Origin of the sequence: Peribacillus muralis (genome assembly GCF_001439925.1) — a bacterium.
GTDB classification, from domain to species: domain Bacteria; phylum Bacillota; class Bacilli; order Bacillales; family DSM-1321; genus Peribacillus; species Peribacillus muralis.
Genome location: NZ_LMBV01000011.1, coordinates 51,376 through 77,549, shown reverse-complemented (window position 1 = coordinate 77,549; position 26,174 = coordinate 51,376). Strand labels below are relative to the sequence as shown.

Genomic DNA, 26,174 nt, shown 5'->3' with positions numbered 1-26,174 from the left:
CATTCACGTATTTCGTNNNCACCGTCTTTACAGGTACGGCGGCTTTCGTTACCTGGTTCGTTTGTGTCTTTACAGATACGGCAGACACTGGAACCGCAGCCTTCGTTAAAACCCCTGGCTTCGTTGCCGATAAATACTTTGTGCTGACGTACCCATCTTTTCCATCGGCTTTGATTCTTGCCCAACCATTGGATTCCGAATAAATCGTTACTGGCGTGCCTTTTGATAGCTTGGCTACTATATCGGCATTTTCCGCTCCCGTTTTCCGCATATTGAGCGAACCGGAAATTACATGTACATACATGACACGCGTCTCAAGTTTGGTCTGTTCTGCATGTAGTGGAGCTGCAGATATCTTTTCTTCAAAAGCAACTGTCGATAAAACTGCGAAACAGAAAGTCGGTATAATTAATTTTTTCATATCATTCTCCCTACTAAAGCATTATATATTTAACATTTATTTAAATATCGGTTAATATCAGTATATTAATATAGGCATATTTACTTATTCATTAAAAACATAACATATTTCTTTAGATCTAGAAGGGAACAGCTGAGGTTTTAACATATTAGTAAACTAAAAGACATTTAAGTAACTTTTTAGTAATACTTGAAATATATTCATATCGTGAAATTTCTCACAAAAGGACACAGAAGCCTGATGACGCAAATTTGGTATACTAAAATAATTAATAGAACAACCTGTATCTATAAATGCGAGTCCCCCCACTCGATCCTCATATTTGACGGATTACTGCCATAAACTATATAATTACCATATATATATCTATAAAAATTCTTCTGTTAAGGGGAGTAGCTATACAATAAAGTCGTCAGTACAGGATTATATCCTCGGCTTTATTGGCAACTGATTCTAGTTGTTTGCAAGACCTTGCCGATTATTTGGTGAGGTCTTTTGATTTATTAAAGACGGTATGACCAATAATCGGTTATATCGTCTTTTTTAATTAGAAATTTGCACAATTGAGGTGAATAGTATGCAGAACTATAATGAATTAGCAGCAAGCGTCAAGATTTCCGATGATAAAAAAAGTATTTTGCTTGATGCCGACCCATCCCTGACCCTTATCGGAAAGGGCCGCAGTGCTTATGTATTCCGGATACATTCCACCAATAAAGCGCTAAAAGTGTTTTTCCCGGACCAAATACAAACAGCTAAAGTGGAAGCCGACATATACAAAACCGTTCAAGCCATCGATTATTATCCAACCCTATATGCAGCAGGCATGAATTATTTGGTCATCGATCACATTGAAGGCAACACCCTTTTTGAATGTTTGACGTTAGGGATTCCAATAACCGAAGAAAACATCGAGGAAATTGACCTTGCTTTGCAACTAGCAAGAAAAGAAGGATTGAACCCTTCCGATATCCATTTAAGGAATATCTTCATCACTTCCGAAAAAAAGGTGAAGATCATTGATGTAGCAAGGTTCAAGCAGGTTAAATCCTGCAAACAGTGGCACGATTTAAAAAGCGCTTTTCACCATTTCTATTCGAAGTCATTTTTTCCGAAAAAGATACCTGGATTCATATTGAATACAATAGCGGCGATTTATAAAAAAAGATTCTTTCCCATCTGATTGAAACTACACACATATTGGAGGCACATATGAAAAAAATAATCGCGATAGCTCTTCTATCCATCCTTACCTTAAGCGGGTGCTCGCTTTTGGGAGAAGTCAATTCATCCTTGGAATATGCAGATAATGCGACGGAGTATGTTAATACCGTTAAGACATTTGCCAATGAAGTACCTGCAATGGCCCAAGATGCCGTCACGGATACCGAAGTAAGAAAAAACCTGGAAAAAGAACTGCAACAGATGAAAACGGAGATTGAAGAGTTCAATGCCACTGAGCCGCCGCAAGTCGCCGAAGGAATCCATGAAAAAATAATTGCTTCAAATCAACAGCTTCTAGATGGAATAGAATTATATCTAAATAATATTGAAAAAGGCCAATTAGATCCTAAGGCATTGGAGGATTCAGAGATCCTACAATCCATCGATCAAATAACGGACTTGGCCAACCAAATTGAAAAATTAGGGAATTAAACACATGGATTTCCGGCGATATCCATTGACATGAAACCAAATGGTTTTATATAATCATTAAAACGAAACCAAATGGTTTTATATTTCTTTAATAAGGGAGAATCACTATGGAAAAACAACATACTTTAGAAGATGTCAAGAAGACCGTCATGCTTGAAGCATCTATCCAAAAGGTTTGGGATACAGTATCGACTGCCGAGGGAATCGCTTCATGGTTCATGCCAAATGATTTTCAGCCGAAAGTGGGACATGAGTTCCATGTACAATCACCGTTTGGTCCCTCCCCATGTAAGGTATTGGAGATAGATGCCCCACATCGCCTCTCTTTCTCATGGGATACTGATGGTTGGATCGTTTCATTCCATTTAAAAGAGCATGAGGGCAAAACTGAATTCACCCTTATCCACGGCGGGTGGAAGCAACCTGAATCAATCCTTCCTAAAGCGAATGAAAAAAGCTCGGTTGTCCGCGATCGTATGGCACATGGATGGGTTCAGATCGTCAATGAAAGACTTAAAAAGGCTGTTGAGGGCTAAGTGTCTTCTTCTGCAGAGAAATATGATGTATTCCAAGCGGTGGCCGACCCCACTCGTAGAAAAGTCCTGCAATTGCTTGCTGGAGGGGAATTGCCCATTTCAGCCATCACCTCTCATTTCCCGATGAGCCGTACGGCGATTGCCAAGCATCTGCATATCCTTTCCGAAGCTGAATTGGTCAGCGGGAGGAAGGTAGGAAGAGAGAAACGCTTCCGGCTTCAGCCAGAGCCTTTAAACGAATTGAAGGAGTGGCTTTCATTTTATGACCGATTCTGGGATAACAAACTCTCCATCCTTAAGCATGTGGTTGAAAATCCAGTGAAGGTCAAAGAATAGGAAATTAAAACCCCCGGTACAATTTGCACCGGGGGCTTTCTCATATATTTTTATGCTTCACCATCGATAGTTTGTTCTTTGCGCTTGCGAATGACCAACGTGAGCAATAAGAGCAGGTTAAATACAATGATGCACCCAGTAAGGAAAAGAATACTGGACGTCAATGCATCCGCTCCAAGGCTCGCACTCATCGATTGACGGAAGCCCATGACGGAATACGTCATCGGTATGAACGGATTAACCGCACTGTAGAAGTTATTCATTAGCTCGACAGGGAACATTCCCCCGCTTGCACCTATCTGCAATACAAGGAAAATCATCGCTATTAAACGGCCTGGATTTCCAAAGCCTACGGCCAGGAAGGTTACAAGGAACATGTAGGTGAGGGAAGTCAATATCGAAACCACGATGAATTGACCGATGTTCTCGACCTGTAAATCCATTCCCCAAATCATGATCGCATCAAGCACCAATGCCGATAGCGTTGCTTGAATTAATAGGACCGTGAATTTACTGAACCACCATGCGACTCCTGATGTAGGTCTTGTCGACGGCTTGCCTGTCGGGAATCCCATATTGAAGGCAATCGCACCTACGAATAACCCTAAGGACAGCACGTAAGGAGCAAGAGCATGGCCATAATTGGGCACATCGCTTTTTTTATGTTCTTTAACCTTTGTTGGTTCAGCGATCATGCTGTAATTTGCTTCCGATGTTTCATTACTGTTTATTTCTTCTGCACCATCGCTTAATTTTTGCGACAGCTCTGTCGTTCCATCTTTAAGTGAGGAGATGCCATCTCCCAATTTATCCGAGCCTTTTGCAAGTGCTGATGAGCCTTCATTGATCTTACCTGCACCATCAGCAAGCTGGATGACACCATTGCTTAAGGTGGGCAGATTGCTTTCCAATTTTCCCATGCCTTCAACAAGCGCTGATGAACCGTTGTTCAAGGCCGCTGAGTTGGCATTCAGTTGGTTGGCGCCATCGGCAAGTTTGTTTGCCCCTTCGCCTACCTTGTTGACACCAAACGTGTACTTTTCTAAACCACTTCCAAAGGCTGCTGAGCCTGTTTGAAGCTGAGAGACTCCATCAACCAATTGACCAGAACCCTCATTTAGTTTTGAAAGACCATTATTTAACGACGAACTGCCTTGTGCTAGCTGATTGATGCCATTCACTAGTTCCGGTGTTCGTTCATTTAAAGCTTGAGTGGCCTCCGTTAATTGATTGCTGCCCTTAGCAGCTTCTGACAGACCTGTATTCAATTGCGCCGCACCTGGGATGAATTGGTTTTCCAGTGCATTTTCTATGGCCGTATATCCATTCAACGCTGCAACCGCGTTCGGATTGACTTTATTCACAGCACCATTCAAGGTTGCCACTTGTTCCGGCAGCTGTCCTAAACCATTCAATACTGGCATTACGTTATTCGTTAATTGAGCAGATAAATCGGATATACTGCCTGCAAGGGCCGATGCAATTTGCTTTTGTGACCCTGCTTGGGTTTGAGATTCGTTTTGTATAGCTCCGAGCAATTCGGATTGCTGGCTACTTGTCATGCCTTTGTAGGCTTCAGTACCTTTGACCGCATCGATTGTGCTTTGACCGTTATTGGCAATTGTTGATTGAAGCTCCGTTAAAGCAGCTTTGCTATTCTCAAGATCCGTCGTAATGCTAGAGACGGTGCCCGACGTGCTGCTTCCTGCTGGAATCGCCTCTTGTAATTTATTGACGCCGCTTTGAATGCTTGTCAATCCTTGTGTAAGCTGACTTAGTTGTTCTTCAGCAGGCAATTGGCCATCCAGTTTTTTCAAACCATCATTCAATGCCTCGCTTCCTTCTGACAGCTTCACGATTCCCTCATTCAAGCTCTTTTGGCCTTCCGCCAGTTTGGGAATGCCTGTAGACTGGTCCGTCAATTGATTCGCATTTTCCGATAATAGGTTGAGGCCATCATTCAAACTGGCACTACCGGTTTGTGCCTTCGCTAACCCATTATTCAAATTTTGCGCACCTGGAACCACTTTCGAAAGTCCATTCGAAAGCTGCGACGAGCCTTGCATCAATGCTTCACTATTATCCGTTAACTTCCCTGTACCTGATGCAAGTTCATTAACACCCGTTTGGAGATGCCCGACACCATTCGTGTATTGAGCTATTCCCTTGTTTAATTCGGTTGCGCCGTTTTCAAGTTTATTGACGCCCTCCAAAAACTTGCCAACGCCAACCTGAAGCTTATTCGCCCCATCCTTAAAAGTTAATGTACTTGAAGCTAATTTATTCAGATTGTCTTTCACTTTTTTGTTTCCATCATGCAGTTTTTCCGCACCGTCATCCAATTTTGATGCTCCATCTGCTGCATCGTTGAACCCATCCCCGATTTCTCCCAGTTGTGAGAAAATCGCTTCCGCATATTCTTTCGTGACACTTTCGGCAATTTCCGTTTTCAAATTATTCGTTGCTTTGGTTCCGACTGTTTCAGAAACGAAACTGCGTCCAGGATTCACATCATAGGTTAAATTCATTTTCTTAGGCTTCTCATCCATAACGGTAGAGGCATTTTTAGAAAAATCCCGAGGAATGGTCACGACCATATAATATGTACCATCTTCAAACCCTTTTTTCGCCTTTTTTTCCGAAACGAAATGCCATTCTAGATCATCATTGTCCTTTAATTCATCGACAAGCTCATTGCCGACTGTCAACGTTTTTCCTTCATACTCTGCCTTCACATCATTATTCACGACGGCTACAGGCAATTTACCTGTTTTGCCGTAAGGATTCCAAGCGGAACCAAGGAATAACCCTCCATAAATAATCGGAACGAACAGCAAAACGATGGCCACTCCCACCAGTTTTTTATTCGAAAGGAAAAGCTTCCATTCTTGTTTAAACATATTCAATTTTCTTCACCTGTCTTTTCACTCGTTAATTCATCCAAATGCGCGGAATTCCAGTTCAGGGTCGGAAGTTCTTTCGTACCGAAGCTTTCTTTAAGTAAATCTGCCACCGTTTGACTAGAAAAGAACTCCATTAAAAGTTCATCGGCCTGAGTAAACATCCGGCGAAGAACGTCCATTCCCTTTTCCGCATACTCGCCATCTTTAAACGCTTTTTCTATAAGCCCTGTATCGGGAAACATCGAAATCGGGCCTTCCATCGCTTCAATGATTTCGAGATTTTTAATCTCATCTACACTCTTGGCGAGAGAGAGCCCGCCATTGTTGCCCGGTACCGAGGTGATGATTCGCTTTACGACCAATTTCCGGATGATTTTTTTTAAATACGAAGGAGATACTTCTAACATTTTGCTGATCTCATTAGACGAAAGCGGCACCTTCTTATCCTGGGTCGAGAGTATGACAATGATGCAAATCGCTTGCTCCACCCCTTTAGTTAATTGCAAATCATTTCACCTCTTCATATATACTTGGATATCCAATATCCATAATGGATATTTCACATCTATAATTAAAACGCGTTTCAACTTAAAAATCAAGATATTCCATAGAAAATTTTTCAAACGACTTCAGGTCTGAAGCAAACGCAAATCGTGCAAACGAAAAGTAACCCCCGCATCACGAATCATGCGGGGGTTACCTTTGTCAGGAGCATTAAAGGTCATTTAAAAATTCATTGATTGCTTCTGGAGTCTTTGCATTTGCACTGTGCAGATGTGCCACCTTTTCTCCATTTTTGAATACCAATAACGATGGAATTCCCATTACCGTTTGCTCATCAGAAATCTCAGGAAACTCGTCACGATCGATCGTAAACCAATGTTTGTCTTGATGTTCTTCAGTGATCTCATCGATGAACATGTCTAACCGTTTGCAGTCTGGGCACCATGTAGTCGTAAAAACCCCGACCGTCAATCCTTCTTGTTTAATTTGTTCACGGTATTCTTGCTCTGTGCTAATATTCTTCATGATTTTCTCCTCCGGGCTTTACTAATTTTCATTTTGAAATCCAAGCAGAAATGTACTCCACGATAAATATATAATTAATTCCCTTACAGCACAAACGGTTTATCCTCAACCATCATTTGATTTGTACAAAGACCGTTTCATTGCACTGCAGGTCCGCTTTCCGCGGGCGGCCCTTGAGCCTCCTCGGCTTTCAGCCTGCGGGGTCTCAAGCAGACACGCATTTCCTAAGCGAGAGTCTCGCACCTTCCGTTTTCTTTCCACTGTGCATGACTATGAAGAAGGGATACAGATTGCTCACAGTGCTGGAGGATTTGAACAATGGCCGTTTCATTGCACTGCAGTCGCTCGCTTTCCGCGGGCGGTCCGTGAGCCTCCTCGGCTTTCAGCCTGTGGGGTCTCACGTAGACACGCATTTCCCGCAGGAGTCTCGCACCTTCCGTTCCATTCCACTTCGCGTACACACCCATTAATTCAACCTCTATCATTTATAATTCAACCTACACACTCATTAATTCAACCTCTATAACTATAATTCGACCTAACGCAAGTGGCGTTTTCCAGTTCATTCGATAGGGAGAGTCAGTTGCCAGGAGACACCAAACTTATCAGATATCCACCCGAACTTCTTGCTAAAGGAATAATCACCCAATGGCATGAGCACTTGTCCGCCATCACTTAAACTCGAATAAAGCCTGTCAATTTCCTCTTCACTATCACATGTAAGGAAGATTGAAAACGAAGGTGTAAACGTAAATTGATGCTTAACATAGCTATCGATGCACATAAAATCCTGGTCCTTCAAGGTAAAGGTAGCCTGCATGACACTTCCCTCTGGGCCTGCTTCATTTGCACCATACCGTAGTATGCTGGTTATTTTCGACCCTTCGATTAAAGATGTGTAAAAATTCATGGCTTCTTCCGCATTTCCTTCGAACATCAAGAAAGGTGTGACATTTTTCATTCATCATCAAACTCCTTTTACAGCAAATAGTAGATCAAGGCGCCCATCAGGAGACACCACAACCATTGCCTATCATTTTATCGTATCGAGGCATAGATCCCAAACCCATCACGATCAATAACCTTTTGCATATGAGATGTTGACAGATGAGTGCCAAGTAAATTAAGTAGAAGGTATGTTTCTACAAACCCTAAAGCATCTGTTTGTCCAAATTTTTAATTTTATATATATATTGATTAGCTAACCGACGTTTGTAAGTAGAAGGAGATTTAATTTAAAGAATGTGATATTAGGACACACTTGCATTAAAGTAGTAGTTAATAAGTCTAACTCATTCCACTTTCTTCAATTCCATCTTTCCTTCGCCATCCAATGAAAGATGGAGTTGCTGATTGATGATAATCGATAGCGGAAAGACTTCCGAGTCCCTATCCGAAAAAATCCAACGCCTTTTTCTAGGACCTAATAGTAAGAACGAGCCTTCTTCATGCTCCCCGATGAAATTCAAACGATTTTCGTTAATTGCTTCGTCGCTCCTTACGGGTACACCTTTATTGATCAGCTGATTTCCAACTGTTTTAACTTCATCTGTCGTCATGTTTATTTCACTAATGCACAGAACGTTTTGAACCGAAAAAGATTTTGCATCGGATTTTGGTGATATGGCATATCTCGAGATGAACTCGACAATGTTGCCTGATGGGTCTGAAAAATAAAAGGAATGCGCATCCGAATAGGGAAAGTAAACGTAGTCCTCATCATCTTCCCTCGTTAGTTCCACCTTTGTCTTTGCCCATTCTTTTGCTGAGTTGAATAGATTCGTCGGGATGTTCAGCGCAAAATGATAAAAAGGCTTACCCGGGTGATGATATTTTTTAATTTCAAGCACGCTGTTCCCCACCTTGATCTCAAAGCCTTCATCAGCATCCGCTCGTACCTCAAACCCTAGCTCCTTAACATAAAAATCCCGCATTTCACTCAGAACATGGCTATATAATGTGACTTTATTGATAATCATCGTTTACTCCCCCCAATCCACTTACCGTATATTGTAAAGCAAAGTTTCATTTATTCAATATTCTGCACCTTCACTGCCTCATGCTCAAAAAGGACCACTGAAAAAACAGGAGATCCCCGGACTACATAAAGTTACGGCTGCTAGAGTAATATCCAGGTTTACTAATTTAGGAGTTATGTCTCGATGCCCATTCCTTCCATTGAAGAGGTTGCTGTGCCTCTCCAACCGTTTTCACTTTACACATTAGCGAACTTTGAAGGCAATATCCTAAAAGTCGCGAATGACTTTCACCATCAATGTATCCGGCTTTACTTCATAACAAGGTCAAGTTCAATCACCTAAAACTCATTTATAAGGATCGCATCGCATAAGTGAGGAACACAATATAACAAACCGCATAAAAGGACTGAACCCATTGAGTCCGCCTTCTCCATCCGACCAATATTTTTTAATATGTGTTAATGTCGAACGTGAACCATTCTTCAACAATCTTTTCGTTTTGCACACGCAGCTGGTTGATACCAAGAATTTCAACTGGGGACTGGATCGGATTACCGAAAAACCCTTGCAAACGCCATCTGACAGATACATCCCAGTCACCCATTTCCCCACTTTGATTGCATGTTATACAATCAATTGCAACTTTAGCATTCGGGATTGATTCGAAAAATCTTCTAAGCATTCCTTGTATTTGATTGTAGCCTACAAGATCTTTATCACAAGTATAGTGAACCACTGCATGGTCGGCGTAATAGTCCTTTATATGATTAAACAAACGCCATTCCCACACTTTATTGTACATTTCCATAACAAAATCTCCTATTATGAAAAGAGAAGAGCATGGTTCAAACATATCCGGTAACGAACCACTCATCGTGTCACTACTTAATTGTAAGACAGAGTCCTTCTTCAGTTCATCAGCATTCTGACCTCCACCAAGCTGCCGGACTTCATATATGGGGTTTGTGTGAACACTGCAATCCACGGGTGTGCTAAAGTTAACCTTTTCACCTGTCGCAGTTGAATGGATTCGGTGAGAAGAGTAAAAGCCTTCTTTATCATGGTCTGACCACACAACTTTCCCCCCTAACCTTCTTTTTAAAGAAACATGTAATTGTCTGCAGCGTAGCCGAAATAACAGCAGTAAACCTATGAATAATAATAGACAGGCAATGCACGCTTGTTAGTTCTTCACATAACATCAAAGCCTCTTTCTTCTAATATTCGTAGTATCCCTAGGTTTGAATACGTATTCAACAGAAGCAAGTTAAATTTATTTTAGGTTCAAGGAGTTATATTGTCAATATTTAAAATATTCTATTTAATCCTCACATTAAAGGTCATACCAAATATGGAACAGGCAGCATGCTATTTAAATATTTGCAAAAAAATCCGCGATGGATATCGCGAATCTACTCATATTATTTTACAGTCACAAACCCTTTTGGAATTCGGAAATAACATAGGGCCGCAGCTATGATGGATATCATCCCGCTTATCAAAAAGAAAGCTTGAAAGACCGTTCCCCCTATAGTCGGGGAGTTGGATAACAAACCACTGGAAACAAGAAAAAGCACTCCAAATCCAGACATAAATAAAGCCATCTTTTTCATCTTTGTTTTGAAAAGGATATAACCCGTAAGCATGATCATGTATGAGGCTGTGAATATCATAAGCACAGGAAATAATGGCTTGAATTTAGCGGCATAAACGAAATAGTCCAAATTGGAAATATCATCGGCATTGGTCAATCGATCACCCGATGCAGCGGAAAAATATGTTGAATACTTCCATTCCCCTGGGGTATCCAATATTTCGCTGCCTTCATACCAGGTACAAAATGAAAAAAGCATAAAGAAAAGTGCAGTGATTATCATTTGTGAAAAATAGTTAAAAGTCAATCTTATCTCCTCCAACTGCCATTATACCAATAATTAGTACATTTACCTATATCCAGGTGCACCTCGTGTTCAAGCTATATGTAAACAAACTCTGGCTCCTGAATATTATAAGGTAACCACTTTTAAGGAGCGTTAGAGATATGATGACTCATGGAGATGACCTCCTTATTTCAGGAGCATGGTTGCTGGGCATCGGCAGTCTCACTGCGGCAATCGGGCAAACCCAGCAAACGTTAACGGGAACTGAACTCGGCAAGGACTTAGTGTTAAAAGGAAATGGCATCGAAGCCTTGGGAAATTCCCTGCAAGCAATCGGACGAACGAAAATGTTGGATCCGGAAAATGAAAGTTCTGAAACGTACTTCATTTTTGGCGCCTGGCTTGAGGCTGCAGGTAATACGACAAATGCCGTGGGGGTCAATATGCAGCTGAATGGCTCAGAGGTGGAGGGGGAAAAAACCGATGCACTCGGCAGCGGCATCCAAGGTCTCGGAGCCGCTTTTGGAGCATTCGGAGCCTTTCTTACGGAGGATTCATTATCACGCTCGCTTGAAATAAAAGGCAATAGTCTCATTGCTGCAGGTTCTTTTTTTGAATCGATCGGAAACATCTTCATTTTAAATGAAAAACGCCAGTTGGGGGAGCAAATTCTCTTGCTTGGCAGCTGGGCCCAGGTCTTCGGCGCATTTATCTTAATCGACGCCTTTTACCTTGAAGTTGAAAATGAACACCCTAGTGAAGGCAAGAGTGAACCTTCCAGCCAATATAGCTATGCCAAGCATTACCTATAAGCTGTTTCCCTTAAATACAAGGGGCGACGAGTTCGACCTTCATCCTATCAGGATCCTCGAAAAAGACCGCATAATGATCCTCCCCGCCAGCAAACGGGTGCTTGTCTGCATATAGAACAGATATTCCTCTGTCCTTTAATTTCCTCGTCACCTCATCAACATGCTGACGGGAAGAAGCATGAAAAGCAAGATGATTAAGTCCCACCCTTCCCCTATGATAAGGAACATCAAGAAACCTCGCCTTCGCCTGGACAAAAACGATGTACATTCCCCCTAACCTCCAACTCTTCCCGCTTTCCCACTCCTGAAATGACTCATAACCCATCTCCTCCAAAAACCAGCCCCAGAAATTAACCGTCCTTTCCAAATCAGAAACATATAACTCAATATGATGCAATAATCCTTTTGACAATGTCCTCACCCACCTTATCCATGAACTAAACCAGAGGAATGCCTCGTTCCACTCCTCTTTGAATGGTTGAATTCACTATACTCGAATCCGGGCGCGTGGACTATGGAAAATATCCGGCTGGGACGGTTTATTATATTGGTCGGTCGAATTATTATCGGTTTAAGTCGAATTATTCGCTTGGTCGGTCGAATCATTATAGTTTAGGTCGAATTATTCGCTTGGTTGGTCGAATTATTATAGCTTAGGTCGAATTTCCCGCTTGGTCGGTCGAATTATTATCGGTTTAGGTCGAATTATTCGCTTGGTCGGTCGAATTATTATAGTTTAGGTCGAATTATTCGCTTGGTAGGCCGAATTATTATAGTTTCGGTCGAGTTTCCCGCTTGGTCGGTCGAATTATCATCGGTTTTTGTCGAATTATTCGTTCTAGCGGTTTGGATACATAATTAAATTCAAAAAGGCTCAGCTGATCGGTTTTTATTTGATGATTTCATCATAAATCGCTCCGCCGCCGTTTATTTTGATGATTTTTAGGCGCTTGGTTTTTTTGACGAAAATGGTTTTGTATCGTTTTGTTCCGTTTTGTTCAATCAGGAAAACACGTTTATCATCGTTATCGGTTTCCTTATCGAACGAATAGTCTTCATTACCGATTTGCTCGATGATTTCATTGTATTCGGGCAGTGAGGACCATTTATTTCTTTCAGGCTCCGCTTTCGTTTCTTTTTGTTCAGTTGGCTTTTCCTTTGCCAGGTCGTTATTGCACGCAGTTAGCATCGTTGCTGAGGCAACCAATGCAAGTATTGATTTATACATGATCAACATCATCTCCCATTCCTATCTTCCCACTTCCGAAGACAAATAGTCCTTGATCCGCTTAAATAATGCAAATCCGCTTGGACATACTATATTAATTCTGATATTATAGTTACTCAGGGTAACAATTACTCATGGTAACTATATAATAATTAAAAGAGGTGTTTCCTATAAAGACTTACCAAATCTTCTTTCAGCAACTGTTGCAGTTGTACCGTCCATTTGAAAATAATCTCAATATACAGCTGAACAAGCATGATTTACACAGGGCGCAATGGTCGATTTTGCATTGTTTATTCAATTATGAATCGGCAACACTTGTCGAGCTAGCCAACTACCAAAGCGTCGAAAAGCCGACGATTACGAGGACCATCACCCGGTTGGAAGAATTGGGGTATGTCGAGCATGTGCCAAGCAAGGATCGACGCGAGAAAAGAATGCGACTTACCGAGCTCGGCATAAAGCTATATGGTGAAGTCCGCGAAACGATCGACGAGTACGAACAGGACATCCTAAAAGGGATTACGGAAGAAGATCAGCTCTCTGCGATACGCATCATGGGCGAAATAAGAAATAACATAAAAAATTAAGGAGATCATAAAATGGAACAATCCAGACCAAAACTATGGACGAAGGACTTTATCATCGTTTCTTCCATTAACTTTTTCATAACATTAATTTTTTATTTACTGATGGTGACACTTGCCATTTATGCTGTAAATGAATTGAATGCATCTACAAGCCAAGCTGGACTCATATCGGGTATTTTCATAATCGGGACATTGATCGGGCGTTTGTTCATTGGCCGTTTCATTGATTCAATCGGCCGTAAGAAAACATTATTCATCGGGATGGTCTTTTTCACGTTGACGACCATTCTCTATTTTGTCGATCTCGGAATCGGCTTCCTGCTTGTTAACCGCCTAATTCACGGAATGGCGATGGGGATGGCCAGTACCGCGACTGGAACGATCGTCGCCCAAATCATCCCGGCAACAAGAAAAGGCGAGGGCATTGGCTATTACAGCATGAGCGCGACCCTTGCAACGGCAATCGGCCCCTTCATCGGGCTATATATGGCCCAAAGCACAAGCTTCCAAGTCATCTTCAGTTTCTGCCTGGCCTTAGGTGTGATCAGTCTGATTACTGCATTCTTCCTAAATGTTCCGGCATTGAAGGTAGAGGCAAAAGTGGTTGAAAATAAAGGGTTCAAGCTTTCCAACTTTATTGAACCCAAGGCACTGCCCATCGCTTTGATTACTTTAGTATTGGCATTCTGTTATTCCAGCGTCCTTTCTTTCATCAGCTTCTACGCCATTGAAATCGACCTGGTCAATACAGCAAGCTTCTTCTTTGTCGTTTATGCAGTGGCTGTTTTATTGTCACGTCCTTTCTCCGGCCCATTGATGGATCGAAAAGGAGCGAACTTCATCATGTATCCTGCCTTCATCATTTTCGGGGCAGGGTTGCTGCTTCTAAGCACCACGATCAATAGCTTCACTTTATTGGCAGCTGGTTTCCTCATCGGTCTTGGCTTTGGAAATATGCAATCAAGCTCGCAGGCGATTGCCGTTAAACTGACACCGCCTCACCGCATGGGTATGGCAACATCCACCTACTTTATCATGCTGGATGCAGGACTCGGTTTCGGTCCATACATTCTCGGCTTCATCATTCCGATAACCGGCTACAGCGCGCTCTATGTCATTCTAGGCGTCGCGGTCATCGCAACTTCCGTCTTATACTACTTCCTGCATGGAAGAAAAGAACGTGCTGCAAGAGCATTACTCGCTTCAGCTTAACAGATGAACTGAAAAAGGGTTCGGAATTGATTCCGAGCCCTTTTTGTTTAGTAATGAAATAACTTTATGATAAACCTCTTTTCGATATCCTGAAATTGTATTAAAATGGGTTAAATTGGACGGAAAGGAGTTTCCATGAAAAGAATTATTGGATTGTTTTTATGCAGTTTCCTGTTAGCTTCCTGTAACAAAACAAGCACAATCATTGAATGGGTTGATTTCGTAAGAATCAATGGCAAGAAATATGAAGCCACCTATTCCGAAATCATTGCCGAACAAACCTTCATCGGAGAAGAAATTGGTCAAGTACAGTTCAAGGTTGCCGATGAGATTACAGATGTTGATTACAAAACGAGAAATGGCGATGCAACATACCTTGAGAAAGGCACCAAGATCTATGCGGTAAAGAAAAAGCCGGAATGTATCGCGATCAAAGATGAATCCGTAATTAATGGATATCGGCTCTATCGCCTGGATTCAAGTAAAAACGATGAATTCCGTATAGACAAAGACAGTGATACGGCTGCAATAACCAAAGTTGAATTATACTCCGACGATACGGCGCCATCCCTGCTGCGGACTTTATCTTCAAAAACAGATATCCAAGCTTTAATTACCCTGCTCAAGCAAGGTGAAATCAATAACGATTATTCGCCGAATATAGCAAAGGGTGATCCGATTTCCTACAAAATCATCTTTTATGGAGAAGATCCGCTCGCCCATCAGTTCCCGATGTTCTTTGATGGAGAAAAGTGGTATTGGAGTCCTTCGGATACAGCCATTTTGCCTGCTGAGATCGAATCCTTCGTGAAACCAAAATGAAAGGTCCCTTCATTAATGAGAGGACCTTTCACTTCATTATATAACTTCCAGGGTACTTATAATAAACCCAATTTTTTGTTCATTCTTTTTATCAGCTGCATGCCTGATTGTTTCCCCTTTATATAAAGTCTTTCCGGTCTTTAAATCGGCAATCAGCAGTTGGGCAGGTTCGTACGTTAAGTTTTCACCCATACCGCTTCCTAATAGGAAGTATACACGCCCGTTCTTAATGGCAACGAAGTTTGCTTCCTCTTTACCAACAGCTACGTTCAGCTCGATGTCATTCGTTAACGCACCACTGCTTATGTCAAATGTCTTCAGTTGATACTTTCCGGAGGTGAAATCTATTGCATATAGGCTTTTTCCATCCGTATAGCCTGATCTGGCGATGTCCAGATTAAGCGATTCTTTCTTATCGCCCTTAATCGTTGTTAATTTTTCCGTATCATACTGGTAAGAGAACAGCTTGCTTTCCTTTAGCTTTTCCTCATATTCACCTTCCTCATGATTTACACCTTTAATCATGGAAAATAAGATCATATTGTTTGGCTGCGAAGGTGCTGTATTCACCGGCATTTCAAAATCCACTTGATTCGGGTACGTAAACGTTTCAGAGACAAGGGTTTTGTCGTTCACAACCTTTTTCTTGGCTAAATCGATTGTATATAGATGAACCTCTTTCGTTTGCTTATCATCGCTTGAATCCACATCATTCATCGTCAAAACCTGTAGCTTCGAATGAATCAGCTGAACATCCCTGACTTCCATATTCATTAACCTCTCTTGATGGGGAAAGTCGATTCGAAAGGACGTTTCATCTTCGTCTTTCTTCTCCAGTACACCGATATCAAACTCCGCTTCCATTTTCCCACTCTTCGTATATTCATTATTCACCGAGGCATAAGCGAGGAAATCGTCGTCTTCATAAAAGGAATCGATAAAGTCCTTCCCGCGCATGAATGAACGATGTTTCTTTATCAATCTTTCAATTTGAACATCATTTCTGTCAGACCATAATGACCTATCGTGGCCATATGTGGTCATATTCGATTCTATCGTCAATGGTTCATAAAGATTATTATTTTCAAGTGTTGCTTGTACGATGACCGGATCAAGCTCTTTATCACTGCCTTCAATCGTCTTGAACGAAAACGTTGGAAGGCCTGAAGCGGAGGAAGCTACTTTAACATAATAGGTCCCGATGCTTAAGAGGACAACCAAGCCGATGATGATGCTGCATAAATAACGTTTCACCTTGTTCACTCTCCTTTTTGATTGTTTTTATACGGTTACACGGTTTTTCAATAACCATGAACCAAGCCAAATCGATAACCCTGTCACGATAATTCCTAGTGTGAGCAGAAGACCGAATAATTCATTCGAGTAAAAATGGAAAATCTCACTTGCCATTATGAAAACTGGAGTTAAGAACAGTGCAGCAGCAACACCGCCATACAGCAACCCCAATAAAATTCCTTTCATCCGGAAACTCCGTTCAAACATGATCGCCGTGAATAATATCGACATAACCATGAGACCGATGCCATAGGAAAGCAAGAATTGAGTGAAGGTACTTGGGATGATCAACATCAGTATTCCATTCGCTGCCGCTATGGAGGAAGTTGACATTTCCATATTCAAGAAAGCTTCTGGCACGCTTGAATGAAATAGCGCATTTTCCAGCGGTAAAAGGATCATTTGCCAGGCAATCAGTCCTAATACCATCAAGAAGATGGCCGTAGCTTTGGAAAGATAGATTGATAATCTGGATGTCGGTAACATTAAGAGGCGATATATGAACGTGTTCTTGCCAAACCAATCACGATACCAAATTAAAAAAATGTAAAAAATAAGCGCAACGGCACTTAACGCAATCGGGCCTAGAAACCAAAGGGTATTAGCGATATGGGTAAAATCAATGCCTCCATATTCACTAAGATAAGCGACTTCCGATAGCTTTTCCTCTAACATGATTTCCTTGGCATCATTAAGAAGACTCTTCGTTACGATCAGCACCCCGGCAAATTGCGAAAGCAAGGTGATCAACAAGAGGGTAAGATAGATTTTACTAAAACGGTTAATTTCGAAATTGACTAGCTTTAAATAACGCATCATGCTTGATACACCTCTCTCATTACATCGACTACCGATTTCCCTTCTTCTTCACGCATTTCTTCCGTATTGAACTCCTTGAGCACTGTTCCGTTATCCAATAAAATGACCTTGTCGATTAAATGCTCGATATCACCGATTTCATGGGTCGTGATGATGACGCCCCTATCCTCAATGAGATGGCTCGCAAAAACATTGGCGATCTGCTCGCGGCTGAAAATATCGATTCCCGAAAACGGTTCATCCATCAGGACATAATCCACATCAAGGGACAGCCCGAGCATCAAGTTAAGCTTGGCTGTATTACCTTTGGATAATTCCGATATACGGCTTTCCTCTTTCAGCTTGAAGAATTCCAGCAATTGAAGGGCTCTTTCCTGATTCCATGAATGATAGAAATCCTTCATGAACACCATTGCCTGTTTAACCGTCATTTGCGGAAGCATCGTCGGAGCGTCCGGAATGAAGGTGATTTTTTCATAGCTGTCCTTTGTCATTGTTTGGCCGTTGATCAATATTTCCCCTTTATATGGCGTCAAGCCCATGATCGCTTTGAGTGTAGTCGTTTTACCGACACCGTTTATCCCGATCAAACAGGTGACTTCGCCTTTATTGGCGGTAAAGGACACACCGTCCAATATTTTTTTACGGCCATATTTTTTAGAAACTTTTTTTACCTCGATCATTTTCCTTCCTCCTCCCTGATTTCTTCCGAGTATTTTTGTTTAACGACACGAAGCAATTCATCGACTGGCACATTAATCGGACGGATCGCATCGACAAAAGATTCTACGGCTTCCAGAATCAGCTCTTGCCTCACAGCCTGTAATACCGTTTCATTCGTCGTGATTTGACTGGGAAAATTACGTTCAGTATGGATCAAGCCCTGTTCCTCCATTTCTTTATACGCTTTTTGAGCAGTATTAGGATTTATGTTCAATGTAGCCGCCAGTTCTCTTCGCGAGGGGATCTCCTGTCCTGCCACTAAGGTGCCGATGGCTATTTGTTCTTTAAAATGACGAACGACTTGCAAATATACCGGTTCCCGGGTATTAACGTTCATAAAACCACCACCTATTTAGTAAAAAAAGTATGATACTCGTGTATGTACTATGTGGTTCACACACTTTATATATGTACTATACCCGTAGTACACCTTACCTGTCAATATAAAATTAAAACCCCGAATACGCTGTGCAGTCGGGGTTTTTTCTACTATTTCAATACATCAACACTATCCTTGACAAATTGCTCAAAAGAAATCGGGGCATGTCCCAATATTTCATGTAAATCACTTGTCACCCGCTTCGCAAAACCGATTTTCGCGGTTGTGTATATCCCCACCATTACGACAATCTTGTCTTTGCTTATTCCTTTTTTTCGGCATGTTTTCCAAAATTCAAGAATGCTTGGATTGGAATAAGTGAAGCTTTCCCCTGTTATATCACTGAATATTTCGGCTACCTCTTGATAAGATAAAGCTTCATTTCCAGTTAAATCATAAGCTTTCCCTCGATGCTCTTCATGTATCAAAGTCTTCATGGCAGCGACGCCTATATCACGGACATCGATGAAGCTCGTTTTTCCTTTGCCCGCCGGAACATATATATCGTGCATCTCCCGTAATTCTTCACCATGCTGTGTAAGCAGGTTCTGCATAAAGAAACTCGGGCGCAAAAATGTATAGGGGATTTTTGATTCCAAGATGAGTTTTTCAATTTTGGCATGTGGGACGATCTTGTTTTTGTCCGCCCCGAGCACGGAAAGAAATACGATGTGTTTCACTTGCTGCTTGTTCGCCTCTTCTATGAACGGACGAAAATATTTATTAGCATCAGCAAGATGCGGAGGGCGCATCAAAAAGACGGAGTTGATCCCCTGTAAAGCTCCGGAAAATGAGGAAGCATCCTCAAAGTTCAAATAGCGGTCACCATAATCGCTCCGGTGGCTTGCCGTTTCGAACGGAATCCCCTCGGATTGCAGGTGTCTCACTACTTCCCTTCCTACGTTGCCGGTCGATCCTGTAATTAAAAGCAAAATTTTCACCCTTCCTATGTTAATGGGTAATCATGGTGCTAGTTTTCCATGGAAGGAATAAAATATGTGACGACGATATTTACTGAAACAGATGATGCAGCAGGCGATCTTTATCTTCGAAAAACTGCTTCATTAACAAATAGTGATCGGTTTCCTCCAATGCCACTTCATTTATTCCAGACTCTGTAATTTGGAGGATTTTTGCCTCGGGATAGGCCATGAGAATTGGGGAATGGGTGGAAATGATGAACTGAGACCCTTGTTCAACAAGCTCATTGATCCTGGCGAGCATCGACATTTGCCGCAATGGCGACAAAGCGGCCTCAGGCTCATCGAGGATATACAGCCCATCGCCTTGAAACCGTTCTACGAAAGCCGCGAAAAACGATTCGCCGTGAGATTGTTGATGCAGGGATTTCCCTCCAAAGGAATCGATGATTTTCGACCCATACGATGATTCCCTATCCAGTTCCTCTATATTCGTAGCTAAATTATAGAACGTTTCCGCCCTAAAGAAAAAATGATCCTGCGGTTTGTACACGCCCTTTTTCAAACGGAGGTATTCGTCCAAGTTGGAGTGCGAATCATAATTGGAAAAATTAAAATTCAACGTTCCTCCTTCTGGGTTAAAGCCGTACGCAATCGCAATACCTTCGAGCAGAGTCGACTTCCCCATGCCATTTTCCCCGACAACATAGGTTACATTCGGATGGAAGGCCAATTCTTGAAGATGCTTAATAACCGGCAGATTAAGCGGGAAAAAGTCATAAGAAGAAATGCGCTCCCGATTCAGGTACATGCCTCTGATGTATTGTGTATCATGATGTAACTTCATCGCAGTCACCTCCTATTCCAAAAATTATTTTCAAAAAACATTCCTGTCACTTAACCAACAACGCTTCGCTCTTTCATCAATCATCTTGATGAACGCATGTTTCCCTTTGACATATTCCTTAATATCGGTTGGGAATTCCGCTGCCAAGCTTAGCTTGAGCTGACTATACCTTTTTGCTTCCTGCGGGTGGGCCAGCATATAATCCCGAAAAGCGAGGTGCCTTGCAATATCCTCATGACCCGCTTGAAACATATGTACATGATGTGACCGCTCATCTTTGCCTTTACTGAAAAACCTTCGTCCAGCGATGCCATTCTCTTCCCTAACATCATAGCCACTCTTTTCCATCTCTTCATTAAAATCTGCGACGCGTTCGATGCTCCGAACCCCGGCCAATATATCGATGACTGGTTTGGCAGAGGTCGCCGGAATGGCCGTACTGCCAATATGTGATAATTTCACCAATTCATCGCCGAATACAAGCTTTCGCATTCATCCCTGAATAATAACTGCCACTCCCGCTTATGTGCAACAACCTCGACTCTTCTCATATTAAACCTCCTTCCGTTCAACGAATGCTGATCATAGGTTTGGCTTTCGTCTGTGCTTAGTAGCCTGTTCATAGGCATATGCGAGTGTTATTAGTATTCCTTCACTATAAGCGGTGCTGGCGAAAGTCACACCAAATGGCCTGCCGCTTTTCATGAATCCTGCAGGCATGGCAATGGAAGGGTACCCTGCTTTGGCACAAATCGTGGAGCCAATGTAAGCAGGAAAAAGAATCGCATCCAAATCATACTTCTTCAAGGTAAAATCAATGCCCTGTTCCTGAGAAAAATAGATGTCTTCCAGTTTCGCATTCAGGTAATCTGGATTTCTTAACGTATTGGACAGACTTTCTCTATCTTCCAATTTATTTTGCCCATATTTCAATGCCCGATCGCCTATGCTCTTATTAAATGCAATTAATTCCGAAATGGAATGAACCGGCATATGCGGAGGCAGCTTCGAAAGGAAATGATCCAAGCTAGCTTTTAGCTCATATAAAGAAACGCCCCAGCTCCACTCCCGCTTGAACGAGGGAATGTCTATATCCTCGATGACAATCGCCCCCTCATCCTTCAAGGTCCGAACGACATCCTTAAATAAACTTTCGTCATATTCAGCTGATGCATAAAACTCGTCAGGGGCCTGTTTGTATACACCGATTTTCGCATCCCTTAAACCGTTTTGATCTAAATACTCCGTATAATCCGATGTTAGCCTCCCTGCGCTTTTATGTGTCGTGGGATCAAGCTCATCAACACCCGCTAATGCTCCCAATAAAATCGCAGCATCGGTGACCGTCCTTGCCATCGGACCTGCCGTATCCTGTGAGTATGTGAAAGGAATGATTCCCCTCCGGCTCACCAGACCCACAGTTGGTTTAATCCCCACGACGGAATTCGTTATCGCTGGACTTAAGATGGAGGCATCCGTTTCAGTCCCTACAGATAATACCGTAAAATTCGCAGCAGTCGCCACTGCCGAACCGGAACTGGAACCACCAACGTAAAGATTCGCATCTCCATACGGGTTCAATACTTGTCCGCCTCTTGAACTGTATCCGGCCCACATTTCATAAGACATCCCATTCGCCAGCTCGGTCATATTCGCTTTACCGAGAATAACGGCTCCAGCTTCACGAAGCTTTTTAACAAGAAATGCATCCTCCTTACTGTTATAATTCTCAAGTGCAATCGTCCCTGCACTCGTATGCATCTTATCATTCGTTTCGATATTGTCCTTTAATAAAATCGGAATGCCATGCAATGGTCCCCTGACACCATTGGAAGCTCGTTCATGATCCAATGCTTCGGCAATGAAGAGGGCATCTGGATTTATCTCAAGGATGGAGTTCAGTTGTGGACCATCTTGATCAAATTTGGCAATTCGATATAAATAATACATTGTCAGCTCTTTTGCTGTTATGTCTCCCTTTTCCAAGGCGGATTGTATCTCATCTGTCGTTAGCTCTTCTTTGAAAAACGCTTTAAATGGTATCGTCATTGACATTGATCCCTTCCGTTTTCCCCGTTGTTTGCGTATGCGGTACTTCCTCAATCGCTTTCTTCAGGACGTTATGGATAAATGGAGCTTTCGCCTCCGTATATCTCGTCCTGTCATATGAATGCTTTTTGGCTAAGTCCTGCTTCAATTGCTGATATTGTTGCCGCACATGGGAATGGGTGCTTAAATAATTCCTAAATGCAAGTTGATTCTTCCACTGTTCGCTTCCAAATTCATAGAAATGCAAATGGTGTGTCCCCGCACGCCATTGACCCTTTCTAAAAAAACGCCTCTTTGGAAACTCCTTATGTGCGACAAATTCATACCCGATCGACCTTAACGGCTGTATGAACGTTTCCACCTCATCTAAATGCCGGACACCAGCCATAATATCCAGCACCGGTTTTGCGGCCAATCCTTTCACAGCCGTACTGCCAATGTGCTCAACATATAGACGGTGACCCTGTAACACGGTCATTATCCTCGTTTTTTCCTGTTCGAATTCGCTAACCCAATCACGGTTATAATCCTCGATTTTGATTTCCTTTTCCATATTATCTTTCATCACGTGTCCATTGGACGAATGGGTCGCGCGCACTTGGTTCATAGTAGGTTCCATCATACACCTTTTCCGCTTTCGTCACTTTATTCGTTCGAATGACGGTGTATCTTCCTTTATCATAATTTTTGGTAAGATAATATTTCCTCTTAGAAAATCCTTTTTCCGGTCCCGATAATGGCGCTTCGGATTTGTACGCCACCGGCTTGTTCAGACTCTCCCTCAACACCGCTTTAATATTTAGCGGAGTATCCTCAAGCTTAGATACTATTTGGACATGGATATCCTTTGTCTCCTCTTTCCCTGAAGGGACGGATGCCAATTCAATCGTATCGTGGGTTCGCTCGGAGAATGACTTCGTGACGCTGTATGAATAAATGACTTTCATCGAGCTTATACTGTCTTTTAATTTGCCCGCTGACTCAGGCATGGCAAAACTTAAAAGAAAGGTGAGCGATATACATATAATTAGGAGGGTGAACGAAATTCTCTTCATATTTCCTCTTTCTCGACAATGTATTTTTGATCCACACTTTTTGACTAACAGCTTATTAAAAATACTATCAACAATTGGTAAATATAACAATTAATTCTTTATGAACAAGCTGGTAGGGAGATTTTGAATGAAGGATGGCTTTCTCGACTCTCGGACGGATTAACACCGCTTTGGGTCGAATTAATCCCGCTTCAGGTCGAATCCCTACTCTATTTGGTCGAATTAACACCGCTTTAGGTCGAATCCTCCTGTATTTGGTCGAATTTACACCACTTTAGGTTGATTCCTACTCTATTCGGTCGATTAATCATGTTTTTAGTCGTATTTCATCCGCTTTAATTCAATTCTCGACTGAAACAATAAAAAATGACCACCAAATTGGTGGTCATTTTTTATTATTCAAATCTTCAAATCCGGATTTCACAAAGATTTTCATGGATGCTGGCGTTTGGAGATAGTCATAGAATTGCTGTGCTTCTTTTTGGTGTGAGCTTTCCTTGATTATTCCTACGGGATAGATGATTGGGTCGTGCAGGTTCTCCTTGGCTGTTGCGACGAGCTTAACTTTGGATGAGCTGAGTGCATCCGTTTTATAAACGAGTCCAGCGTCGACATTTCCCGATTCTACATATGTGAGCACTTGCCTGACATCCTTGCTGTATACGACTTTGTCTTCAATCTCTTTCCAGAGGTTACTGTTTTCCAATGTTTGCTTCGCATACTGCCCGGCTGGGACAGATTCAGGTGTACCGATTGAAACTTTATCTGCCTTTGTGAGGTCAGCAATCGATCGCAAGTCCTTATCGGAATCCTTTGGCACGACGAGCACCAGCTGATTGCCGACTAAATTTATCTTATTCTTCTCATCGATAAGATCTTCGTCTACTAATTTTTCAAATTTATCTTCTGCGGCTGAGAAGAAAAGGTCAACAGGTGCACCTTGTGAAATTTGTTGCTGAAGGGCTCCCGAGGCACCGAGGTTAAAATTAACTTTCACATTTGGGTGATCCTTTTCGAAGGCGGTCTTTATATCCGTTAAAGCATCCTGCAAGCTAGCAGCTGCGGAAACCGTCAACTCGACTTGATTGCCGTCTTTCTGTGTCTCGTTTTTGCCTTCATCATTCGAGCAGCCCGTACCGATAAAAACAAGCAGCAGCATTGCAAAAATCAAGAAATGTAATTTTTTCAAAGTCATTCTTCCTTTCATCTAGTAATAACTAATTATAACTATGTATTATTAGATAGAAAACAATTTGCGGATTTAATCAATCCTCCTTTCTTTAAAAATTACCTTATCGGGGAATACAATCTTCCTTATAAAAAAATCTTGATGGATATCCATGCATTTTGCTTAATCTCATGGCTTATACGTCACCATTCAAACTGGTCTGATGTAAACAACGAGGAGCTGACCTTGATCAGTTACGGAGCATCAAGATTCCTACTAAAAACCTTAAAGGGCATGAAAACGAGGAAACGATCCAACGCTACGACGTTGTTTTATTAAAAGCTTCAACAAGCGAGGAACTCATTATTTTCAAGCGGAGATCGATGCTTTAGGTAATTGTGAAATTTCGCGGACAGGCTCTGGCATTCACGAAGCATTTTGAAGAGGAAGGCCTGCAACGGCGGCCTTCCATTTTGCTATCGATGGTTCCATCAGACCCTAAAGGGCACATTCTTCAATTTCAAACCCTAGATCTTCGATGATGCCCCAATCTGCAGTCAGTTCCTGACCGGCTGTCGTTAAATAATCACCGACAAAGATGGAATTGGCGGCGTAAAGGGCCATGGGCTGCATCGATCGGAGGTTGATTTCACGACCGCCGGCTAGACGGATTTCTTTAGTTGGATTAACGAATCTCATCATTGAAATCAATTTCAAGCATGTAGTGGGTGTCAGCTCGGAAGTTCCTTCAAGCGGCGTGCCGTCAATCGCATTGAGAAAATTACAAGGAATCGAGTCCGCATCCAGATTGCGAAGGGAAAGAGCGATTTCCACTGCCTCCGTTTCGGATTCCCCCATACCGAAAATGGCACCTGAGCATGGCGACATTCCAGCATCCTTCACAGCTTCGACTGTATCCACCCTATCCTCATAGGTGTGTGTCGAGGTTATTTTCCCGTAGTTTTCCTGTGATGTATTCAGGTTGTGATTGTAACGATGAACCCCGGCAGCTGCTAGTTTTACGGCATGTTCTTCATTCAGGAAGCCTAGGCAGCAGCAGATTTTCAGATCGGTCGTTCCGCGGATTTCCTTTACGGCTTCAATGACATGATCTATTTCCCTGTTCGTTGGACGCCGTCCGGAGGCAACGATGCAATATGTGCCTGCTTTACGGCGGATCGATTCTTGCGCACCCTCGACAATTTTTTCTTTCGTAAGCCACGCATATTTCTCGATTGGTGCCTCCGAGACAATCGACTGCGAGCAGTAGCCGCAATCCTCTGGACATAAACCAGATTTCGTATTGATGATCATATTCAATTTGACCTTTTTGCCATAGTAATGCCTGCGGATGAGGTAAGCTGCATTCAAAATTTCCAAAACCTCATCGTCCGGGGCTTGTACGATGGATAAAGCCTCTTTTGCTGTCACTTTATATCCCCTGATAACGCTTTCGGCTAACCTCTTCCAATCACTTACTAATGTTTCCATATTCAATCCCTCATCTCTGTTAA

At 42.2% G+C, this 26,174-nt stretch carries 30 protein-coding genes; 8 read left to right on the top strand and 22 right to left on the bottom strand.

Going from position 1 to position 26,174, the window contains the following annotated elements:
* Nucleotides 1-19: 19 nt before the first annotated feature.
* Nucleotides 20-421, bottom strand: a 402-nt coding sequence (locus tag ASU00_RS14705) for an SH3 domain-containing protein (RefSeq protein WP_236712740.1), incomplete at its 3' end; no start/stop codon positions are given.
* Nucleotides 422-998: 577 nt separating this feature from the next.
* Here ASU00_RS14705 and ASU00_RS14700 point away from each other — a divergent pair.
* The 4 genes from ASU00_RS14700 (at nt 999) to ASU00_RS14685 (ending at nt 2,949) form a co-directional block, all read left to right on the top strand.
* Nucleotides 999-1,604, top strand: coding sequence for a protein kinase family protein (locus ASU00_RS14700; protein WP_057914226.1), 606 nt, complete (start codon nt 999-1,001; stop codon nt 1,602-1,604).
* A gap of 29 nt (nt 1,605-1,633) precedes the next feature.
* Nucleotides 1,634-2,077 (top strand): DUF6376 family protein, encoded by a 444-nt coding sequence (locus ASU00_RS14695; RefSeq protein WP_057914225.1) that lies wholly within the window; start codon nt 1,634-1,636, stop codon nt 2,075-2,077.
* A gap of 107 nt (nt 2,078-2,184) precedes the next feature.
* Nucleotides 2,185-2,613 (top strand): SRPBCC family protein, encoded by a 429-nt coding sequence (locus ASU00_RS14690; protein ID WP_057914224.1) that lies wholly within the window; start codon nt 2,185-2,187, stop codon nt 2,611-2,613.
* On the top strand, nt 2,614-2,949 hold the full coding sequence (locus tag ASU00_RS14685) for an ArsR/SmtB family transcription factor (protein ID WP_057914223.1): 336 nt from the start codon (nt 2,614-2,616) through the stop codon (nt 2,947-2,949). It begins immediately after the preceding gene.
* 50 nt (nt 2,950-2,999) lie between these two features.
* Here ASU00_RS14685 and ASU00_RS14680 read toward each other — a convergent pair whose 3' ends face one another.
* From ASU00_RS14680 to ASU00_RS14645, 7 genes are all read right to left on the bottom strand, one after another.
* On the bottom strand, nt 3,000-5,849 hold the full coding sequence (locus ASU00_RS14680; protein WP_057914222.1) for a YhgE/Pip domain-containing protein: 2,850 nt from the start codon (nt 5,847-5,849) through the stop codon (nt 3,000-3,002).
* 2 nt (nt 5,850-5,851) lie between these two features.
* Nucleotides 5,852-6,358, bottom strand: a complete 507-nt coding sequence (locus ASU00_RS14675) for an RrF2 family transcriptional regulator (RefSeq protein WP_057914221.1) — start codon at nt 6,356-6,358, stop codon at nt 5,852-5,854.
* Nucleotides 6,359-6,566: 208 nt separating this feature from the next.
* Nucleotides 6,567-6,881, bottom strand: a complete 315-nt coding sequence (locus ASU00_RS14670; RefSeq protein WP_057914220.1) for a thioredoxin family protein — start codon at nt 6,879-6,881, stop codon at nt 6,567-6,569.
* 562 nt (nt 6,882-7,443) lie between these two features.
* Entirely contained in the window at nt 7,444-7,842 is a 399-nt protein-coding gene (locus ASU00_RS14660; RefSeq protein WP_057914218.1) for a VOC family protein, read from the bottom strand.
* 331 nt (nt 7,843-8,173) lie between these two features.
* A complete protein-coding gene (locus ASU00_RS14655) occupies nt 8,174-8,860 on the bottom strand; it encodes a VOC family protein (RefSeq protein WP_057914217.1) in 687 nt (228 codons plus the stop codon).
* A gap of 448 nt (nt 8,861-9,308) precedes the next feature.
* Entirely contained in the window at nt 9,309-9,935 is a 627-nt protein-coding gene (locus ASU00_RS14650) for an ester cyclase (protein WP_057914216.1), read from the bottom strand.
* Nucleotides 9,936-10,281: 346 nt separating this feature from the next.
* On the bottom strand, nt 10,282-10,761 hold the full coding sequence (locus tag ASU00_RS14645; RefSeq protein ID WP_057914215.1) for a DUF4306 domain-containing protein: 480 nt from the start codon (nt 10,759-10,761) through the stop codon (nt 10,282-10,284).
* Between the two features lie 140 nt (nt 10,762-10,901).
* Between ASU00_RS14645 and ASU00_RS14640 the strand changes: the two genes are divergently transcribed.
* On the top strand, nt 10,902-11,552 hold the full coding sequence (locus ASU00_RS14640) for a DUF6944 family repetitive protein (RefSeq protein ID WP_057914214.1): 651 nt from the start codon (nt 10,902-10,904) through the stop codon (nt 11,550-11,552).
* A 10-nt stretch (nt 11,553-11,562) separates the two neighbouring features.
* On the opposite strand, the gene ASU00_RS14635 is transcribed toward ASU00_RS14640, so the two are convergent.
* Both ASU00_RS14635 and ASU00_RS14630 read right to left on the bottom strand, forming a co-directional pair.
* On the bottom strand, nt 11,563-11,964 hold the full coding sequence (locus ASU00_RS14635; RefSeq protein WP_057914213.1) for a VOC family protein: 402 nt from the start codon (nt 11,962-11,964) through the stop codon (nt 11,563-11,565).
* A 477-nt stretch (nt 11,965-12,441) separates the two neighbouring features.
* Nucleotides 12,442-12,780, bottom strand: a complete 339-nt coding sequence (locus ASU00_RS14630; RefSeq protein WP_082630352.1) for a hypothetical protein — start codon at nt 12,778-12,780, stop codon at nt 12,442-12,444.
* Between the two features lie 200 nt (nt 12,781-12,980).
* Here ASU00_RS14630 and ASU00_RS14625 point away from each other — a divergent pair, with 200 nt between their 5' ends.
* The 3 genes from ASU00_RS14625 to ASU00_RS14615 all read left to right on the top strand — a co-directional run bounded on the left by ASU00_RS14625 (nt 12,981) and on the right by ASU00_RS14615 (nt 15,404).
* Nucleotides 12,981-13,370, top strand: a complete 390-nt coding sequence (locus ASU00_RS14625) for a MarR family winged helix-turn-helix transcriptional regulator (protein ID WP_236712747.1) — start codon at nt 12,981-12,983, stop codon at nt 13,368-13,370.
* Between the two features lie 12 nt (nt 13,371-13,382).
* Nucleotides 13,383-14,582 carry an MFS transporter gene (locus ASU00_RS14620; protein WP_057914210.1) on the top strand — a complete coding sequence of 400 codons (1,200 nt, stop codon included), beginning with the start codon at nt 13,383-13,385 and terminating at the stop codon, nt 14,580-14,582.
* Between the two features lie 135 nt (nt 14,583-14,717).
* Entirely contained in the window at nt 14,718-15,404 is a 687-nt protein-coding gene (locus ASU00_RS14615) for a hypothetical protein (RefSeq protein WP_057914209.1), read from the top strand.
* A gap of 36 nt (nt 15,405-15,440) precedes the next feature.
* Here ASU00_RS14615 and ASU00_RS14610 read toward each other — a convergent pair whose 3' ends face one another.
* The 12 genes from ASU00_RS14610 to bioB form a co-directional block, all read right to left on the bottom strand.
* Complete coding sequence (locus ASU00_RS14610; protein WP_057914208.1) at nt 15,441-16,658, bottom strand: hypothetical protein; 1,218 nt, start codon at nt 16,656-16,658, stop codon at nt 15,441-15,443.
* A gap of 27 nt (nt 16,659-16,685) precedes the next feature.
* A complete protein-coding gene (locus ASU00_RS14605) occupies nt 16,686-17,519 on the bottom strand; it encodes a hypothetical protein (RefSeq protein WP_057914207.1) in 834 nt (277 codons plus the stop codon).
* On the bottom strand, nt 17,516-18,202 hold the full coding sequence (locus ASU00_RS14600) for an ABC transporter ATP-binding protein (protein ID WP_057914206.1): 687 nt from the start codon (nt 18,200-18,202) through the stop codon (nt 17,516-17,518). Before ASU00_RS14600 ends, ASU00_RS14605 begins: the two co-directional genes overlap by 4 nt.
* Complete coding sequence (locus ASU00_RS14595; RefSeq protein ID WP_057914205.1) at nt 18,199-18,579, bottom strand: GntR family transcriptional regulator; 381 nt, start codon at nt 18,577-18,579, stop codon at nt 18,199-18,201. Before ASU00_RS14595 ends, ASU00_RS14600 begins: the two co-directional genes overlap by 4 nt.
* A 152-nt stretch (nt 18,580-18,731) precedes the next feature.
* Nucleotides 18,732-19,553, bottom strand: coding sequence for an SDR family oxidoreductase (locus tag ASU00_RS14590; RefSeq protein ID WP_057914204.1), 822 nt, complete (start codon nt 19,551-19,553; stop codon nt 18,732-18,734).
* Between the two features lie 79 nt (nt 19,554-19,632).
* A complete protein-coding gene (locus ASU00_RS14585; protein ID WP_057914203.1) occupies nt 19,633-20,388 on the bottom strand; it encodes an AAA family ATPase in 756 nt (251 codons plus the stop codon).
* 30 nt (nt 20,389-20,418) lie between these two features.
* A complete protein-coding gene (locus tag ASU00_RS14580) occupies nt 20,419-20,880 on the bottom strand; it encodes a GrpB family protein (RefSeq protein ID WP_236712739.1) in 462 nt (153 codons plus the stop codon).
* Between the two features lie 90 nt (nt 20,881-20,970).
* Nucleotides 20,971-22,443, bottom strand: coding sequence for an amidase family protein (locus ASU00_RS14575; protein ID WP_413783528.1), 1,473 nt, complete (start codon nt 22,441-22,443; stop codon nt 20,971-20,973).
* On the bottom strand, nt 22,421-23,059 hold the full coding sequence (locus ASU00_RS14570) for a GrpB family protein (RefSeq protein WP_330219543.1): 639 nt from the start codon (nt 23,057-23,059) through the stop codon (nt 22,421-22,423). Before ASU00_RS14570 ends, ASU00_RS14575 begins: the two co-directional genes overlap by 23 nt.
* The gene (locus tag ASU00_RS14565) at nt 22,992-23,492 is read right to left on the bottom strand and encodes a hypothetical protein (protein ID WP_057914201.1); all 501 of its coding nucleotides are present in this window, start codon (nt 23,490-23,492) and stop codon (nt 22,992-22,994) included. The genes ASU00_RS14570 and ASU00_RS14565 overlap by 68 nt, the downstream gene beginning before the upstream one ends.
* Nucleotides 23,493-23,877: 385 nt before the next feature.
* Entirely contained in the window at nt 23,878-24,681 is an 804-nt protein-coding gene (gene modA, locus ASU00_RS14560) for a molybdate ABC transporter substrate-binding protein (protein WP_057914200.1), read from the bottom strand.
* A 477-nt stretch (nt 24,682-25,158) separates the two neighbouring features.
* Nucleotides 25,159-26,151, bottom strand: coding sequence for a biotin synthase BioB (bioB, locus tag ASU00_RS14555; RefSeq protein ID WP_057914199.1), 993 nt, complete (start codon nt 26,149-26,151; stop codon nt 25,159-25,161).
* Nucleotides 26,152-26,174 lie beyond the last annotated feature (23 nt).

What these genes read in the sequence shown, in the direction of transcription:
- ASU00_RS14580 (WP_236712739.1), bottom strand. Translation starts at nt 20,880, where the DNA reads ATGCGAAAGCTTGTATTCGGCGATGAATTGGTGAAATTATCACATATT.
- ASU00_RS14660 (WP_057914218.1), bottom strand. Translation starts at nt 7,842, where the DNA reads ATGAAAAATGTCACACCTTTCTTGATGTTCGAAGGAAATGCGGAAGAA.
- bioB (WP_057914199.1), bottom strand. Translation starts at nt 26,151, where the DNA reads ATGGAAACATTAGTAAGTGATTGGAAGAGGTTAGCCGAAAGCGTTATC.
- ASU00_RS14570 (WP_330219543.1), bottom strand. Translation starts at nt 23,059, where the DNA reads ATGATGGAACCTACTATGAACCAAGTGCGCGCGACCCATTCGTCCAAT.
- ASU00_RS14690 (WP_057914224.1), top strand. Translation starts at nt 2,185, where the DNA reads ATGGAAAAACAACATACTTTAGAAGATGTCAAGAAGACCGTCATGCTT.
- ASU00_RS14575 (WP_413783528.1), bottom strand. Translation starts at nt 22,443, where the DNA reads ATGTCAATGACGATACCATTTAAAGCGTTTTTCAAAGAAGAGCTAACG.
- ASU00_RS14700 (WP_057914226.1), top strand. Translation starts at nt 999, where the DNA reads ATGCAGAACTATAATGAATTAGCAGCAAGCGTCAAGATTTCCGATGAT.
- ASU00_RS14615 (WP_057914209.1), top strand. Translation starts at nt 14,718, where the DNA reads ATGAAAAGAATTATTGGATTGTTTTTATGCAGTTTCCTGTTAGCTTCC.
- ASU00_RS14630 (WP_082630352.1), bottom strand. Translation starts at nt 12,780, where the DNA reads ATGTATAAATCAATACTTGCATTGGTTGCCTCAGCAACGATGCTAACT.
- ASU00_RS14695 (WP_057914225.1), top strand. Translation starts at nt 1,634, where the DNA reads ATGAAAAAAATAATCGCGATAGCTCTTCTATCCATCCTTACCTTAAGC.
- ASU00_RS14620 (WP_057914210.1), top strand. Translation starts at nt 13,383, where the DNA reads ATGGAACAATCCAGACCAAAACTATGGACGAAGGACTTTATCATCGTT.
- ASU00_RS14585 (WP_057914203.1), bottom strand. Translation starts at nt 20,388, where the DNA reads ATGAAGTTACATCATGATACACAATACATCAGAGGCATGTACCTGAAT.
- ASU00_RS14640 (WP_057914214.1), top strand. Translation starts at nt 10,902, where the DNA reads ATGATGACTCATGGAGATGACCTCCTTATTTCAGGAGCATGGTTGCTG.
- ASU00_RS14670 (WP_057914220.1), bottom strand. Translation starts at nt 6,881, where the DNA reads ATGAAGAATATTAGCACAGAGCAAGAATACCGTGAACAAATTAAACAA.
- ASU00_RS14655 (WP_057914217.1), bottom strand. Translation starts at nt 8,860, where the DNA reads ATGATTATCAATAAAGTCACATTATATAGCCATGTTCTGAGTGAAATG.
- ASU00_RS14680 (WP_057914222.1), bottom strand. Translation starts at nt 5,849, where the DNA reads ATGTTTAAACAAGAATGGAAGCTTTTCCTTTCGAATAAAAAACTGGTG.
- ASU00_RS14595 (WP_057914205.1), bottom strand. Translation starts at nt 18,579, where the DNA reads ATGAACGTTAATACCCGGGAACCGGTATATTTGCAAGTCGTTCGTCAT.
- ASU00_RS14600 (WP_057914206.1), bottom strand. Translation starts at nt 18,202, where the DNA reads ATGATCGAGGTAAAAAAAGTTTCTAAAAAATATGGCCGTAAAAAAATA.
- ASU00_RS14605 (WP_057914207.1), bottom strand. Translation starts at nt 17,519, where the DNA reads ATGATGCGTTATTTAAAGCTAGTCAATTTCGAAATTAACCGTTTTAGT.
- ASU00_RS14565 (WP_057914201.1), bottom strand. Translation starts at nt 23,492, where the DNA reads ATGAAGAGAATTTCGTTCACCCTCCTAATTATATGTATATCGCTCACC.